Origin of the sequence: Spiroplasma eriocheiris (assembly GCF_001029265.1) — a bacterium.
Taxonomy (GTDB): domain Bacteria; phylum Bacillota_I; class Bacilli_A; order Mycoplasmatales; family Mycoplasmataceae; genus Spiroplasma; species Spiroplasma eriocheiris.
On record NZ_CP011856.1, the window covers coordinates 562,119 to 579,607 of the forward strand.

Below are 17,489 nucleotides of genomic sequence, written 5' to 3' on the forward strand. Positions count from 1 at the left end.
GAGGTGAACAGCATTAAACGAGTATTTTATAATGTTCTGGATCTTGATGACCAGTCCATTTATGTTAGTACGAACGACAACACCATTATCGCCATTGGCAAGATGACAAGTTTTGATATAAAACAATATGCTAATTTTGAACAGTATAATTTCTTTAATAAAGCGTATGTTAGCCCGGGTTGAATTGATATTCATACTCATTGTTATGAAAAGCAATCTTTATATACAGATGACCCTGATGAGATTGGAGTTCGCCAAGGAGTAACAACCGTTATTGATGCTGGTAGTGTTGGAGCTAATGATGTTGATGAATTTTATCATTGTAAGGATAAGTATCAAACTAAAGTTTATTGTTGATTAAATGTTGCGAAGATTGGAATTCCTTTCCAAGGGGAATTACTTGATCTTAATAATATTGATGAAAAGTTAATTTCTCAAAAGCTGCAGCAATATCCTGATTTTATTGTGGGGTTGAAAGTAAGAATGTCAAAGAGTGTTGTTGGGACTAATAAACTTCTACCGCTTGTTAAAACAATTAATATTCAGAATAATAATAATTTAGTGCCGGTAATGATTCATATTGGGAATGGACCACCAAATATTAATGATATTTTGGCATTAACAGGTAAAAATGTCATTATCACCCATGCTTATAATGGCAAGTCAAATCGAATTTTTCAAAAAGATACATTAACAATTGAATTTTTAAATGCTGCTTTACAGCGGGGACTAAAATTAGATATTGGTCATGGCAGCGAAAGTTTTAGTTTTGCTTCTTTTAAATGAGCCCTTGCTCATAATTATGGTCCTGATTTTATTAGTAGTGATATTTACCAAAAAAATCGTTGTTATGGACCAGTATATTCATTAGCAAATGTTTTAAGTAAAATGTTATACTTTGGATTATCTTTAAAAGAAATCATTGCCAAAGTTACAATTGAACCAGCAATCTTTTTAGGATTTTCTCATTGTGGAAAGTTAGCCGTTAATTACCAGGCTGATCTTACATTTTTTGAAATTAAAGAAGTTGAAATACTAGCTGCTGAGGGAATGCAACAAGAACAAACAATTAAATTAACAAAAGAAATTAAGCCGGTGATGTGTGTTGTTAAAAATAGCATTATCGAATTAGGGGAGAGAAAATATGGAAAAAATAAATAGTTTTTATCAAAAATTAAATTTAAAAAAAGTGATTAATGCCGCAGGGAAAATGTCTATTATTGGAGTTTCGACCATTTCCGATGGGGTTGGTCAAACAATGCTTACTGCTGGCCAAGACTATGTGGTTATGAAAGATTTGGTTGCTCAAGCAAGTCGCTATTTAGCAAAACTATTACAAGTGGAAGATGTCCACATTGTTAATTGTGCCGCGGGTGGAATTGCTATTAGTGTGGCGGGAATGATTGCACAAGATAATTATGCTTTACAACTAAATGTCTTGCAAAATCACGAACTTCCCAATGAAATTATTTTACCCAAAGGTCATAATATTAATTTTGGGGGAGCAATTGAAACGATGATAAATTTAGGTGGCGGAGTTGTTAAGGAAGCTGGTTATGCTAACATGTGTGATTCGCAACATTTAACAAGTTTAATTAATTCACGCAGTGCAGCAATTTTATATATTAAATCCCATCATTGCGTTCAAAAATCAATCTTATCCTCACAAGAAGCAATCACCACTGCTCATCAACATAATTTGCCCATTATTATTGATTGTGCCGCGGAAGAAGATTTAATTAAATATTATCATCAGGGGGCAGATGTTGTTATTTATAGTGGGACCAAAGCATTATCTGGCCCAACCGCGGGATTAATTATTGGGAAGCAAAAATACTTGGATTATATTCGTGCCCAAAGTGGTGGTATTGCTCGCGCAATGAAAATTGGTAAAGAAAATATTGCGGGCTTAGTACAAGCTGTTGAAGAATATTTAGTCCGGAAACTAGATGTGCCAGGACAAATTAAACTATTAGAACAATTACAAGTAATGATTAGTAATTTACCAGGAATCAAGAGTGTTGTTGAACAAGATGAAGCAGGCCGCGAATTGTATCGTCTTAAAATTATTATTGATCCAAACATTCTCAATTTTAAGGCAAATGATTTAATTAACTATTTTGAAAATAATGATCCTATTTTAATTACCAGAAATAATTATGCTAATAAAAATATTATCTATATTGACCCCCGCGCATTGGCACCAGAGGATATCAAAGTTATTGGGACATTAATTCAAGATTATGTTAAAAAGGAGGGACAGTAGATGTTATTTATTAAAGATCGGGTTTGTATTAATGTTTTAGCAAAAGATATTGATAATGCCAACGACATTAAAATAGCAGGACAAGGTCATGTGTTAATTGGTATTTTAGCAAAAGATTTTTTAAATCCAGAAGATGCTATTAATTATGTGAATAGTTTTCATCAAATAATTGGCGATGTTGCTAGTATTGGATTAGGCAGTGGTGATCCTACTCAATGTTATCGGGTAGTTGACATTGCTAGACAAGTCTTACCGCGCCATATTAACCAAGTGTTTCCTGTTGTTGGTTATACGAGAGGAAGTGTTGCCCGCGAGAATACAATTATTAATTGTCTAATTTCACCAACTGAGAAACCAGGCTATGTTAAGATATCAACTGGACCGTTAAGTAGTCATGTAGAACCAGCGATTGTGCCAGTTTTGACTGCAATAGCTATGGCTAAAGAAATGCAAGCATCATCAATTAAATTTTTTCCAATGAATGGTTTACAACACCGTGCGGAATATAAAATTGTGGCTGAGGCTTGTGCCCAGGCAGATTTATGATTGGAACCAACTGGGGGAATTGATTTTGAAAATTATCAAGAAATTCTGCAAATTGCCTTAGATGCTAAGGTTAAAAAAATTATTCCGCACATTTATTCCGCAATTATTGATAAATCATCTGGATTAACAAGACCAGAAGATGTTGCAAAAATAATTGAAATAACAAAAAGAATGTTAAATTAAAGACTGGATTTCCAGTTTTTTATTTTTTCTATTTTAAATTTTGACAATTTATATCAAATCTTGAAAATGATTTTAATTTTTATTAGTACTTAATTGTGTTAAAATATTTAGCATATTACAATCCAAGCAGCAATCACAAAATTTAAGATAGGAGGATGCAATAATGGCTAAAATATTAGTAATTATGGAGGCTCCCGCCAAAGCTAAAAAAGTCCAAAGTTTTTTAGGAAAAGATTATATTGTTTGAGCAACCGGAGGACATTTACGAGAATTAAAAACTGATGGTGACTATTATTTGGGAATTGATTTAGAAACTATGAAGCCAAGATATCAACCAATTTCAGACCGGGTTGAGATTATCAACAAGTTAAAAGAGTTTGCAAACACTGCCGAACAAGTTTATTTAGCAACTGACCCCGACCGGGAAGGAGAAGCTATTGCCTATAGTTTGCAAGAACTTTTACGGTGCAAATCAAAGAGTTATCGGTTAATTTTTAATGAAATTACCGAGCCGGCAGTTATCAATGCGATTGCTAATAAAACAAAAGTTGATATGAATCTTGTTAAAGCCCAAGAAACACGAAGGATCTTAGATCGATTATTAGGTTTTCGGTTGTCTAATTTATTAAAAGTAAAAATTGATTCCAAATCAGCTGGTCGGGTACAATCAGTGGCTTTAAAATTAATTGTCAAGCGTTATTTTGAACATCAGAATTTTAAACCAGTCGAATATTGAAATCTTTATGGACTTCATCGCCAAGATCAATTTGAACTAACAAAGATTAATAATAATAAAGTAGAAAAAACAATTTCTTCTCAACAAATGGTGAATAATATTATTACTGATCTCGCTCCCACTAGTAAAATTATTAATATTATTCGGAAGCCATCAAAAAGTAAGGGAGTTAGTCCCTTAATCACTTCGACAGTTTTACAGAAAGCAAATAGTAAATATGACTATCCTACTGAAACGGTAACTAAAATCTTACAGACTTTATATGAACAAGGAATAATTTCTTACCCCCGAACGGATTCAACCCGGTTAAATGATGATTTTATTAGAATAGCCCAAACTTATTTAACAAATAAATTTGGACCAGAATATTTATTAACAACAACTAAAAAACAAAAAAGTAAGTTAAATGTCCAGGATGCCCATGAAGCAATCCGACCAACTAATTTAAAGCATGATTTAATTTGAGCCAAAGAACATTTGCCAAAAGAACAATATAATATTTATAAATTAATTTGAGAATATACCTTAGGATCATTAATGGCGCCGGCACTAATCGATCGTACAATAGTTACTATTCTTAATAAAGATAAGTATGAATTTACTTTAGCAACCGGAATTATTTCTTTTATGGGAGTTAAAAAATTAATAGATGATAAAGCAGAAGATGAAGAAGAATTATTAACTAGTAATAATACTTATCAAATTGGGAGTGAAATTAAATTTGATGAAATTTTGCCAAAACAATCATTTACGAAACCAGAACCATTATTTACTGAAGCAAGTTTAATTAAAGTTTTAGAGGAACTTGGGATTGGCCGTCCGGCTACCTATGCAACCATTTTTAAAATTTTGCGAACTCGTGAATATGTTACCTTAAACAAAAAAGCTTATGAACCAACTGCACAAGGGATTAAAACCATTGATTATTTAGAAAAAGCATATCAAAGTATTATTGATGAATACTATACTGCTAATATGGAAAAGGTATTAGACCAAATTGCGGAAGGAAAATTAGATTCTAAAGATTATTTAATTGATTTTTGGTTAACATTTAATAAAAAAATTAAACAATTATTTCGTGACCGCTTTTAATTAATAGTTTTTCGGCAAAATATTGGTGATTTACTTTTAAATTTAAAATAATATAATCTTGGTTATGTTAACATTTACAAAGCAGAGGCTATTTACTATGAAAAAACTCAAAGACAAAATTATCTGATCTGATATTTTAAGTTTTATTTTTGGTTTTTTTGGAATTATGTTTGGGAGTCTAAGCGCAATTTCATTAGAGCCATTTTGAAATCCAAACGAAAAAGTTAGAGATACACACTCCTTTATTTTTACCTTGTTATCAATCTTTTTTGATAGTTTAAGTGTTTTAAGCGCTTTTGGTGCTTACCGGTCAGGAACCAAATTATATAATTTACAAAAAACAACAATGCAAAATACACAAAGTCTTGGTCATCAGTATGAACGTTGAGCCTTTCGGTGCGACTTATTAAGTTTTATCTTTGGGATTGGTGGATTAATCTTTGGGGCAGTTAGTTTAATCACATTATTTCCGTTAACTTTTAATGAATATGTTTCTTGGTGGGGAACCATTACCTCGGTATGTTTTGATACAATTTCTTGTTTTCTAGTAGTTTGTGCGTTATGCTTCTTCCGCCAAAGTATAAAACTACCTAACTAAAGCCTTTGAAAGATAACATTTCCTAAAATTTTAAAATTATTATATAATTTAAAAGAGTTAATGAAAATGAGGATTAGAATATGGCACGAAAAAAGAAAACACCACCAAGCGAAGATTTAGCAATTAATTTAGAAAATCATCTGAGTTATGATGATGATATTGAATCAGTAAGTGGCATTCAATTAACTGATGAATTAGTGCAAGATGAACCCCTACAAGAACCACTAGTTGTTGCAGATAACCTCCAAGATAGTGAAGTTTTATCTCCAAACAGCCCTCCAGAAGGTAATATCTATGCAATTTTGCAAAATGCTCGTTCAAAAATTAATGAGTTAAAAAATGAACCCGGTTTAAATGAACATGATAATTTGATAGAACGGTTGGAAAACTTAAAAAAACTGCGCGATAGCTCCCAAACCCAGCCCAATGAATTTCAACAATTACTAAACCGGATTAAAGAACGTAATTTTAATGACCGGATGGATTATATTATGAATCGGATTAAAACCTCACGCCGTGATGATGATAAGTTAACCTTAGATGCGGATGGTGAAGAAATTGTGGTTAATACGGTAGATGATGAATTAGGGGAAGAAGTAGTAATTTTACCATCGGGAGAAAAGGTGTTCCAAAAGAAAAAAAATCCTTCTCATAATAAAACGACACCAATTGCTGATTCTAACCAGGAAGATTTGTTAAAAAATGAAAATGATAATATTACAATTACGTTATCAATTGCCCAATTTCGCAAAATTTTAAAAGATACCGTTGAAGATGTTTTAAAAGAATTAGGGATTAAAAATAATAATGAATAATTAAAAATATTGAAAAAAACATTACATTTTGGTAGTGTTTTTTTATTATTAAGATAAAATAAATTAGTAATGATAATAACAAGGGAGAAAAAAACATAATGAAAATAGCATTATTTGGTGGAAGTTTTGATCCATTTCATAGTGATCATTTAAAAATGATAAAATTAGTTAAGGAACATTGTGATATTCAAGAAGTTTGAATTATCCCTACTAATCAAAACCCTTTTAAAACACGAAAATTATCACCAATTACTGATCGCTTAAATATGATTAAACTTGCTATTCAAGGTTTAGACTATGTTAAAATTAATGATTTAGAATTAAAAAATAATGCTCCTAGCATTACTTACCAAACTGTAAAGACTTTGCATGAACAAGATCCAACTAACCAATTTTATTTTATGATTGGTTCTGACCAATTAGCTAGTTTAGATAAATGAAATAATATTAATGAATTAGTAAAACTACAAACTTTTATTATTTTTGAACGTAATCACCAAGATGTTACTCCTGACATTTTAACTAAATACGAGGCCATTAGTGTCCCTTTTAAAAATAATACGCATTTATCAAGTACCCTGGTTCGGGAAGGAAAAAATTTAGATTTACAATTACCAGCTATTAATAATTACATTAATGATCACTTATTATATTTAGAAGAACGAATTCGGGACCAAATGGATGAAAAACGTTATCTTCATTGTTTAAATGTTGGTAAAAAAGCCCAAGAATTAGCAATCATTCATCATTTAGATGACCATAAAGCTTTAATTGCAGGAACTTTTCATGATGTTACCAAACGTTGAAGTGAAGAGCGCCAACGTGATATGCTAATAAAATATTGACCAGAAGGTTTAAGCGAACCAGTGCCTACTTGGCATTCTTATACCGGGTTTTTACATTTAAAATATGATTTGTTATTTACAGATGAAGAAATTTTAAATGCTGTGAAATGGCATACGGTTGGCCATCCCAAAATGACCCCCTTTGAAATGTTAATTTTTATTGCGGATAAAATTAGTGCTGAACGTAATTATCCTGGGGTGGAAGAGCTACGAAAGTTAGCTAATAAGGATTTAACCTTAACTTTTAAAGAGATGTTAAAACGTCAATATGAGATTGCGAGCCAAAAACATGGCGTTGATAATTTAGGGACTAATATTTTAAAAACATACAAAGCTTGAATTACTGAGCAATAGAGGAGAAAAAGAGAATGAATTTAGTAATTGGTGCAATGCAAGAAGAAATGCAAGTGCTGTTAGATACTATTAAACCAAGTGAAATTATTAAATATGACCATATTAAATTATTTCAAAAGGGAACATGATTATTTGCCATTTCACAAATTGGTCAAGTAAATGCAGCCATTGCTCTAACAACCTTAATTAATGACTATGCCATTAAAAATATATATAATATTGGAACTGTGGGTAGTTTAAAACCTGAGTATAAAATTTTTGAATTATTAATTGTTGAAAAAGCGTTATATACTTATGCTGATGCCAGTGAATTTGGTTATCAAAAAGGTCAGATTCCCCAGGAACCGCCATTTTTTACCAGTGACCATCAATTAATTAACCAAATTACCAAAGATGATGAAAATCTGCGAAAAGTAGTCTTAGGAACAAGCGATATTTTTATTGATCAACAACATCATTTTGAATATTTCCAAACAAATTTTAATAATTTAATTGATATTGTTGATATGGAAGGTACTGCTTTTTTTCAAACAGCTTATAAATTTAATATCCCGATGTTATCAATCAAAGTTATTAGTGATTACCTTCATAATCCAACAGCATCAACTAGCCAATTTAAAGAAAATCTAAAATATGCTAGTATTCTTATCAAAGATTTTGTTTTACAATTAATGCAGATTTAGTGACAATTAGTAAAGGGTTAAATAATATAATATCATAATATTTTTTGACGATTTTAAGCAACTATCTTGCTAAATAAGTAATCTTTTTATATAATTAATACAATAAAATTAATTTATTTAAGACTTTATTACAATATTACCATAGTAACATAATATTAAATTACTACCAATGACTTTATAAAATAGAAATAATTATTTTTGGAGGCAATATGGGAAATTTATTTGTTGATGGTTATCAAGGTTTATGTCCACGCTGTTGTAATAATGTTAAAAAAGTACTTATTAATCTGAGACTAAACAATCCAAATTTTAATTTGCAAAATTTAAAATTAATTAATTTTAATGATCCGATTTTGAAACAACAATCAAAGAATTTTGGAGAACCATTAGCTATTTTTTATTGTGATAAAACCATTTGTGGATTATTTCTTATTAAGAACCATACGCAGCATATTAAGAATAATATTTCCCAACCGTTAAATGTTCGTCACCATTCGATTAATAACTCCAAAGAGCCTCATCGCGATCCGGTTTTAAAAATCCCATCATTAACAGTGCCTTCGAAATTTAATAAGATAGATTTTGATCCTAATACAATTGTTCCTAAAAAACAATATAAAAAATGAGTTGTAATTTGAATTTTAGTGATAATTTTAATCTTAGCCGCCAGTGGGGGTCTAGTATGGTGATTTTTCTTCCGACCTGATCAGGTCGGAATTAGAAATAACCCGGTTATTACTTTACAAGAATATAGTAGTTTTCAACAAGAGGTCTGGGGAATTACAAGTGATCGCCAAAATAATTTATATGTACTGACCAAAGATAGTAAAATTTGAAAAAATAATACAACAAATAAATTTAATTCCTTTCTAGATGTTGATAATATTGGGGCGTTGGGAATTAATCAAGATAATAAATTATTTGTTGTTAAGCATACTACCAACAATAATATTGATGAAATTTGAAATTATGATTTACAAGACTTAACTCATGAAACAAAAGTTTCTAATTTTACTGATAAAGTTATTAATTTTGTCTTAACAAAAAATAAAAATATTTATTTAAGTGATCTTAATCATAAAGTTTGAACAATTAATGCCAATAATTCTTCGCTAAACTTAGTAACTCAATTTAGTGATGCGTTTGGGATTAATTATATTGTTGCCGATGATGATGCCAATGTATATATTGCTTCTGGAGAAGGAAGTTTATTTAAAAAAGGTGTTGGGGTCCAACCTCAACCCTTAGGGACTTTAAAAGGAATTAGTGCTTTGAATATTGATACTAATAACCATTTATATGTTGCTACTAATAGTAAAGAATTATATGTTGGAGATACCAATGCAAATTTCAAACCGCTAGCCAAGTTAAGTGAAAATATTAATTTAATTGTAATTGATCATCAAAACCATTGGTATGGAGCATCGGCCCAGGGGAATATTTGAATGGGTGATTTAAGTGGAACAGTTACTAAAATTGCTAGTTTAAACTATCCGGATCCCCAAATATTTCTTGATCAAAATAATAATATTTATGTGTATAGTAAAAATACTAATAAAATTTGACATAATGTTGTTGAAAAATAATTTTTTAAGTATAATTAAAGGAATAATAATTGAGTACTTAAAGTGCCTAACATTTTTTTGTTAGGTTTTTTCTATTTAATTATTATTTTATTAGAAAGGAAAAAAAATATGGCAAACCCATCGATGACACCATTAATGACATTTTTACAATTAAAATATAAGTTTGATAGCTATACCAAATTAATTAATAATTTTACTAATCGTGAAGACAAAGATTTTAATACTACGATGCCTGAAGCTTGAGTTCAGGGAAAAAATAAAATGGCAGCAGCATTAGGTGTAGAGAATTCAGACAAAACAAATAATTGAAAAAATGATTTTCAAAAAGAATTTTATCAAAAAATTATCGCTATTGAAAATAAATATAATTCCCAATTGGGATTGCAAAAATATCAGCAAGTTTGTAATCTTAAACTAACTCAAACTTTAGAGGTCTTTTTAGATAATTATTTTAAGATTTATGATGATTTATCATCTAGTTTAATCAAAATGTATAAAAATAATTCAGATCTTAATTTTAATGATGAAATGTCTGAAAATTTTACAAAAAATGTTTGAAAAAATAAAATTGAATTAATGCAAAAAGCTTTAAATTTTATGGAATTTATTTATGAAGGATTAGTAAATGAGCTCCCACTATTTCAATCTGATGAATATTTTAAAAAAATGCAATCACTTAGTGATGCAATGGAAACTAACTGAAGAAAAATAAAAATTTACCAAGATACTTATAAAATTAATATTGAAAATAATGATTTAGAAAAATTTTATGAAGTATTTTCTAGTGAATTTCATCAGTTAAAAGCAGCAAAAAAATCAGCTGAAAACTTAGCAAAGAAAAGAGCAATTATTTTAAATATTAAAGATTTGTCAGATGACTATCAAAATAGTCGTTAAAAACGATACTGTTTAATTGATTTAAACAGTATTTTATTTTTTGATATGCTATAATTCAATTGACTTTAAGAAATGATATTAATTAGGAAGGATAACATTAATGCGAAAACTTACTTCAACTGAAATTAGACAATTATGGTTGGATTTTTTTAAATCAAAAGACCACTATGAATTAAAACCTGCTTCTTTAATTCCTGTTGATGATCCCTCATTATTATGGATTAATTCAGGAGTAGCCACATTAAAACCTTATTTTGATGGGCGCAAAACTCCCCCGGCAAAAAGATTAACTAACTCCCAAAAATCAATTCGTACTAATGATATTGAAAATGTTGGACATACTGCTCGTCATCATACCTTATTTGAAATGTTGGGCAATTTTTCAATTGGCGATTATTTTAAAAAAGAAGCAATTGAATTTGCTTGAGAGTTTTTAACTTCTCCCCAATGAATTGGTTTTGATCCTGCGAAATTGTATATTACAATTTATGAAGAAGATGAAGAAGCTTATCATATTTGAAAAGATATTATTGGTTTAAGTGATGACAGAATTATTAAGGGAGGCAAAGATACTAATTTTTGGGAAATTGGTGAAGGGCCCTGTGGACCAAATACTGAAATTTTTTATGACCGCGGAGAAAAATATGACCCCCAACATGTTGGGCTACGCTTATTAAAAGAAGATATTGAAAATGATCGCTATTTAGAAGTGTGAAATATTGTCTTTTCACAATTTAATAATAATGGGGATGGTACTTATAGTGAATTACCCCGTAAAAATATTGATACTGGTGCTGGTTTAGAACGAATTACTTCTATTATTCAAGAAACCCCAACTAATTTTGAAACTGACTTATTTTTACCAATCATTAAGGCCACAGAAAAAATTATTAGTAATAAATATCAATATGATCCTAGTGATTTTTGAAAAGAACCAAGTGAACAAACAAAAATTAATACCGCTTTTAAAGTAATTGCTGATCATATTCGTGCCGCAACTTTTGCCATTGCTGATGGGGTCTTTCCTAGTAACAAGGATCGTGGTTATGTTATTCGTCGTTTAATCCGCCGTGCTAGTTTATATGGTAAAAAACTAGGGATTAACCAACCATTTTTATATTTACTAGTAATAGAAGTTATTAACGCCATGGTTCCGTTTTATGATTATTTAATTGCTAAACAAGAAATTATTACCCAAGCTATTAAAGATGAAGAAGTTAAGTTTTTAAATACTTTAGAACAAGGAAGTAAGTTATTTAATGAGTTAAAGGAAAAATATGGGGAAATTAGCAAGGAAAATGCCTTTAAATTATTTGAAAGTTATGGTTTTCCAATTGAATTAATTGAAGAAGAAGCTGCAGATAATAATATTAAGGTTGATAGTGCTGGATTCTACCAACTGTTAGAACAGGCAAAAGACTTATCACGCACTAATCGAAAAAATATTAAAGCAATGCATTTGCAAAATGAATTATTTACTAAGTTAGATGTTGCTAGTGAGTTTGTTGGCTATGAAGTTGAAGAAGTTAAAGATGCTAAAGTTGTCTTTATGTTTGCTCATAACCAAGAAGTAAAAGTGTTAAGTGATCAGGAAGGTTATTTAATTTTAAATCGTACTCCATTTTATGCTGAAAAAGGAGGGCAAGCAGCAGACCACGGAATTATTACTAGTGCCAATGCGACAATCCAAGTTGTTGATGTACAGCAAGGTCCTAATAAACAAAATATTCACCATGTTATTGTTAATGGCACAATTAAATTAGGGGCGGAAGTGAATGCCTTAATTGATAAGGACAAACGTTTTTACACCCGTAAAAATCACTCGGGAACCCATTTATTGCATGCCGCGTTAAGAGAAGTATTAGGAACCCACGCCATGCAAACTGGTTCTTATAATGATGAAGAACGGTTAAGAATTGATATTACCCATAATCAAAATATTACCAGTGAAGAAATTAGCAAAGTTGAAGCTTCGGTTAGTCAAGCAATTAAAGCAGCAATTCCTTGTGAGGTTATTTATACTAATATGGATGAAGCGCTTAATAAATATCATGCGTTGGCCTTCTTTACCGAAAAATATGATGAAATTGTACGGATTGTTCGTTTTGGAACTTATTCTTGTGAATTATGTGGGGGAACGCATGTTGCTAACTCCCAAGAAGTGGAAGATTTAATGGTAACCGGGGTTGAATCAAAAGGAGCTGGGACTTATCGTGTTCATGCCATTACTAGTCATAAAACAATTGCAGCTTATTTAAATGATGAATTTTTAAAAATAAAAAATGAGGTAATGGTATTAATTGATAAGTATAATCAAGGCAAAGAAAACTTACCAGATGAAAACTTAGAAAGCTTATGAAATCAAATTAATGATTTAGCCGTTTCAAAAGAACACTTAAAACAGCTAAAAGATTTAATTTTAGTATTTAAAGAACAATATAAACAATGAAATAAAAAATATGCTAATTTCCGCATGCAAGAACACCTAACCCAATATCAAGATTTATCAGTTACAACAATAAATAATATTAATGTGCTTTATCATCGTTTTAATGTTGAAATTGATTTAGCAACTTTAAAAGCATTGGTTGATAACTATAAAGCAAAATATGACAACCTTCTAGTATTTTTTGTGGATTTTCATCACCAGGATGATTACAAACTAGTCGTTGGAGTTTCTAAAGATCTGCAAACCCAATACCAAGCGGGGAATATTGTCAAAAAATTAAATCCACTGATTGAAGGAAATGGTGGGGGTAACCCTAGTGTCGCCCAATCTGGATTTAAAAATAAAACGATGATGCTAACCATTATGGAAAACTTATTTACTTATCTTGATGAATAATTATTATTTAGCCCTTGATGTTGGTAGTAAAACAATTGGATTAGCAAGTTCGCGCGGAGTTATTGCAACTCCCCGGGGAGTGCTTCGTTTTCCTGAAGGTGATTTTTTGCAAGCAGCTATTCAAGTTGTTAATTTAATTACAACAGAAAACTTTAGTCATTTGATTGTTGGCTATCCTAAAAATATGAATAATACCATTGGTCCTCGCGCTGAAATGGTTGAAGAATTTATTAAAATTTTAAAAACAAAATTAGGTGATTTGATAATTCCGATTATTTTAGTAGATGAACGCTTAACAACCCACCAATCTCACCAAATTATGCTAGAAGCTAATTTATCGCGTGCTAAGCGTAAGCAAAAAAAAGATAGTTTAGCTGCCCAATTAATTTTAGAAACTTATTTAAGTAATCAAAAATAACATCTTATCGAAGATGTTATTTTAATTTAAAATAATTTATTGAATTTCTTTTTTTTTTTTTTTTGTATAATTAACTTAGTCTGTTGATAATGTTATTGATAAGACTATGAAAAAATAGCGATGCAAAAATTATTCCGCGGAAAATTAAGATAATATTGTGCACTAATATTTAAAATAAAATTAATATCAGTAATGGTATTACAAAAGTTTAGGAGTATGCTAATGAAAAAAAGTTATCTTAAATATGGTTTCTATGTTTGATTTACAATTGTTCCATTGCTATGTGTTTTCTTAGATTTAATTTTTTCGACCATCCAACCTAATCCGCAATATGGTGATTATACAACTAATTTTGATTTTTCAATTATTAACCAGTCTATTTACTTATCCGTGTGAATTTCGTTAGCAACATTTGCATATGGATTGTTTAATTGAATTAATATTCACACTAACAATATGCCAAGTTGAATTACAGGAAAAAATAATTTAACGCGAATTACTGCTTTAAATGTTTTAGCTTTTATTTTATATAATGTAACTTTATTAGTTTCAACCAATGTTGTTGGTTTTAATACTTGGTATAAGATTATCAAATCTGTTTTTGAACACATGGTAACCCCGTTATTAATTATTGGGTTTTATTTTATTTTTACTACACCAATAATTAATAGTAAGGATTATTTTAAAAAATATAGTTGATATAACACGATCCACTTAGCAATTTATTTATTTTATGTTTTGTTAAGAGCCATAATGTTAATATCATTCCCCCCACAAAATCAGGCAGTATTTACCCCGTTCCCATATGAACAATTAGATCCCCGCGTGGTTGGTTACCCACTAGTAATTTTAGGAGTAAGTGCATTATTTGTGGGAATTATCGTTCTTGCCACAGGTCTAAATTATTTAAGTAATTTACGAAACTCTGGTCCGCATGAAGCAGGTCCCACAAAACCCAAAAAGTTATTGAATAATTAGGAAGAATACGATTAAAGTAAATGTAAATTTACTTTTTTATTTTTATCTTGATAAATGATGATAATTTGCTAAAAATAGGAGTATACTTATATTAATCATTTAAGTAAGGCTATTAATTAATAAATAATAACAGTATATTATACAAGTTTTTATACTAAAATCAATCAAAAAATGATATAATTTAAGAGAATGAATTAAAATGGTCAATGGGGGCAGCACAGATGAGTAATTCAAAGACAAAGGGGAAAAAAGGACCTAATAATTTAGGACTTAACCGTACACAACTAGAATTATTAAAAAAACGGAAATTAACAGATCCCAAAGAATTATTTCCAAACCGGGAAATTAAGGGTTATCGTGTTGAAGAACAAGATTCGGCGCAGAAAGTTGTTGCGAAAGCAAAAAATAATCCTTTTAACAGTGATATCTTAGGACTATCCGCAACCCAAAAAACACTCTTGGATAAGCGAAATACTTCACCAGCTGAGCTTTGAAAAAATAAAACAATTAATAATGTTGAAAAAGAAGAATCAGTTGTTATTAATAGTCCTTCGGAATTAGGACTAAATGCCACACAAAAAAAATTACTAAGTCAACGTGATGTTCAACGCGGACCTAATAATGACGATCTAATCTTAGCAGATGAAATTATTGAACCTAACGAAGAAAATAAGTTACAGTTATTTAATGAAAAAGTAAAAGAAAATTCACGAACATGAGGGTTAAATAAAACCCAATTAGAATTACTAAAGCGTCGCAATAATAAAGAGCCAAGAGCTAATTTATATAATAATGCCCCGCGGGAAGGTTATCGCCCGGAAAATGATTTAACAAAAGTGCAAAATACCAAACCTAAATCAATTGAAGAAATTAGGGACCAGTTAAATTTAAGTAAATCACAATTAAATTTATTATCAAAACGAAACTCAAATGCTGAAGAATGAAAAAAATATATGGACTCAGTGGCCAAAAAACAAGCAACTAATAAGCCAAAACCACGTAAAAATCCTGATCATATTTTGGAACACCGCAAACGTTTAAAAGATACTGTGCAAGAATGAGGTTTAGGTCGTAAAGTTAATGTCGGGGATAAAGTTATTAAAAATTATATTCCTGATGACCAACCAATTGTTAAATTATTATCCACAGAATTCTTTTTACCAAATGATATTACTAGTCAGATTAATCCACTAGCGCAGTCGGCAAAGATTATTGAACCAAAAACACCACCGCAACCAAAGCCGTCCCTACGACCGGTCGTGGTAAAACCAACGCCACCTGCAAATGAAGGTCAAGCAGAACCTGTTAAAAAAACGAAACCAAAACGGAAAAAAGTTTTAAAAGAAGAAATTTATATTTCTGATATTGATCCTAAGAAACGACCAAATCTTAAAAAACTAAAATATGGTGAAAATTTTTTTAACCTTAGCGAGGAAAATGAAAAAAAGGCCAGCGCTAAAATTGATACCAAACTCCAAAATAAAAAACAAACCGTTGCCGAGGAAAAATTAGTTTTACAATCCAATAAAAAATTAAAAGATTATGGTATTAATTATTATGATGAATCTAAACGTCCAAATTTAGAGTTTGACTTAACCGCCATTAAATATACAACGGCTGGTTATCATCCTAATGAGTTAAAAGCAATCGAACGACGCAGAGCATCAATTTTAGCAGAAAAACAATATAAAGAAAAATTAATTAGTAAAAATATTAAAAAAGAACAAAAGTTACAAAAAAAATTAAGTCGAAAACACAAAAAACCACCTGTTGACCAACCATTGCCACAAATTTTAGTAGCAAAATATGAAAATAAAAACCAAGACTAAAATAAACTTTTATTAACATTGCCTTGGTCAGCAAAGGAGTTGACTAGGATGAAACATCCACATGACGAAGATACACAAACATTAATTAGTAAATATTTTGACGAAGTAATTACTTCTAGTGATATTGATCCTACAAAACGCCCCGGAGTTGCTTTAGAATGAGCAAAAGAAAAAGAATTATGAGCAAAGCAAATGGATGAACAAACCCAACGGGAGTTATTACTGGCGTTAAAAAAATCAGAAGATAAAAAACTGCATTCTTCCAAATTATCTCAGCAAGCAAAATTACACCAAATTCAACAATTTCGCTTACAAGAATTAGCTAAGCGTGCTGAATATTTAGAACAGTTAAAGAAAACAGCAGGGAAATTACCAAAAGTAAACAAAAAAATGTTAAATGCTGATGTAAAGATTGATGATGAATTAAAAACCACACCACAAATTGATTTAGCAAAAATTGATGATGAACATGATAATGATGATAACTATGGAACAGTCTTAATGCGTGAAATTGCGCGTTCCTTATATGACGAGCATCAAATGTATAATCGCCCACCAGTTCCACCAGTACCAGTAGTTGTTAATAAACCACCGAAAACAAAAAAAATTCGGGTTCGCAATCGCAAAGGTCCAAAATCAAAATGGTAATCAGGATAATTTATCATCCTTTTATTTTCACAATTATGAATTAAAAATTTATAAAATAATATTATAAATAAAATATCTTAAAAATCAAGTTTTTATTAAAAAGTATTTAAAAAGTTTTGAAAATTTTATATAATTATATGGAGACATACAGAATAGGCAGATATTCAAGA

15 protein-coding genes are annotated in these 17,489 nt (G+C 30.1%); all 15 read left to right on the forward strand.

The genetic code is table 4. The annotated features are described in order from the left end of the window. The first annotated feature begins 3 nt into the window (after positions 1-3). Complete coding sequence (locus SERIO_RS02590) at positions 4-1,161, forward strand: amidohydrolase family protein (RefSeq protein ID WP_148553419.1); 1,158 nt, start codon at positions 4-6, stop codon at positions 1,159-1,161. Beyond that, on the forward strand, positions 1,145-2,266 hold the full coding sequence (locus tag SERIO_RS02595; RefSeq protein WP_053040817.1) for a DgaE family pyridoxal phosphate-dependent ammonia lyase: 1,122 nt from the start codon (positions 1,145-1,147) through the stop codon (positions 2,264-2,266). Before SERIO_RS02590 ends, SERIO_RS02595 begins: the two co-directional genes overlap by 17 nt. After that, positions 2,267-2,995 carry a 2-dehydro-3-deoxy-phosphogluconate aldolase gene (gene dagF / locus SERIO_RS02600; protein ID WP_047791345.1) on the forward strand — a complete coding sequence of 243 codons (729 nt, stop codon included), beginning with the start codon at positions 2,267-2,269 and terminating at the stop codon, positions 2,993-2,995. It begins immediately after the preceding gene. 163 nt (positions 2,996-3,158) lie between these two features. Then, positions 3,159-4,823 (forward strand): type I DNA topoisomerase, encoded by a 1,665-nt coding sequence (gene topA, locus SERIO_RS02605; RefSeq protein ID WP_073797401.1) that lies wholly within the window; start codon positions 3,159-3,161, stop codon positions 4,821-4,823. Between the two features lie 97 nt (positions 4,824-4,920). Continuing rightward, positions 4,921-5,421 carry a hypothetical protein gene (locus SERIO_RS02610; RefSeq protein WP_047791346.1) on the forward strand — a complete coding sequence of 167 codons (501 nt, stop codon included), beginning with the start codon at positions 4,921-4,923 and terminating at the stop codon, positions 5,419-5,421. A gap of 80 nt (positions 5,422-5,501) precedes the next feature. Continuing rightward, positions 5,502-6,236 (forward strand): hypothetical protein, encoded by a 735-nt coding sequence (locus SERIO_RS02615; protein ID WP_047791347.1) that lies wholly within the window; start codon positions 5,502-5,504, stop codon positions 6,234-6,236. 98 nt (positions 6,237-6,334) lie between these two features. After that, a complete protein-coding gene (locus SERIO_RS02620; RefSeq protein ID WP_047791348.1) occupies positions 6,335-7,435 on the forward strand; it encodes a nicotinate-nucleotide adenylyltransferase in 1,101 nt (366 codons plus the stop codon). Between the two features lie 14 nt (positions 7,436-7,449). Beyond that, positions 7,450-8,118, forward strand: coding sequence for a 5'-methylthioadenosine/S-adenosylhomocysteine nucleosidase (gene mtnN, locus SERIO_RS02625; protein WP_047791349.1), 669 nt, complete (start codon positions 7,450-7,452; stop codon positions 8,116-8,118). A gap of 209 nt (positions 8,119-8,327) precedes the next feature. Beyond that, a complete protein-coding gene (locus SERIO_RS02630) occupies positions 8,328-9,704 on the forward strand; it encodes an NHL repeat-containing protein (protein WP_047791350.1) in 1,377 nt (458 codons plus the stop codon). 108 nt (positions 9,705-9,812) lie between these two features. Further along, entirely contained in the window at positions 9,813-10,601 is a 789-nt protein-coding gene (locus SERIO_RS02635) for a hypothetical protein (RefSeq protein WP_047791351.1), read from the forward strand. A gap of 100 nt (positions 10,602-10,701) precedes the next feature. Next, the gene (gene alaS, locus SERIO_RS02640) at positions 10,702-13,446 is read left to right on the forward strand and encodes an alanine--tRNA ligase (RefSeq protein WP_047791352.1); all 2,745 of its coding nucleotides are present in this window, start codon (positions 10,702-10,704) and stop codon (positions 13,444-13,446) included. Next, positions 13,439-13,864, forward strand: coding sequence for a Holliday junction resolvase RuvX (gene ruvX / locus SERIO_RS02645; RefSeq protein ID WP_047791353.1), 426 nt, complete (start codon positions 13,439-13,441; stop codon positions 13,862-13,864). Before alaS ends, ruvX begins: the two co-directional genes overlap by 8 nt. 222 nt (positions 13,865-14,086) lie before the next feature. After that, the gene (locus SERIO_RS02650; RefSeq protein ID WP_236682176.1) at positions 14,087-14,842 is read left to right on the forward strand and encodes a hypothetical protein; all 756 of its coding nucleotides are present in this window, start codon (positions 14,087-14,089) and stop codon (positions 14,840-14,842) included. A gap of 221 nt (positions 14,843-15,063) precedes the next feature. Then, on the forward strand, positions 15,064-16,671 hold the full coding sequence (locus SERIO_RS02655; RefSeq protein ID WP_079450784.1) for a hypothetical protein: 1,608 nt from the start codon (positions 15,064-15,066) through the stop codon (positions 16,669-16,671). A gap of 48 nt (positions 16,672-16,719) precedes the next feature. Continuing rightward, the gene (locus tag SERIO_RS02660; RefSeq protein ID WP_047791356.1) at positions 16,720-17,319 is read left to right on the forward strand and encodes a hypothetical protein; all 600 of its coding nucleotides are present in this window, start codon (positions 16,720-16,722) and stop codon (positions 17,317-17,319) included. The last annotated feature ends 170 nt before the right edge of the window (positions 17,320-17,489 follow it).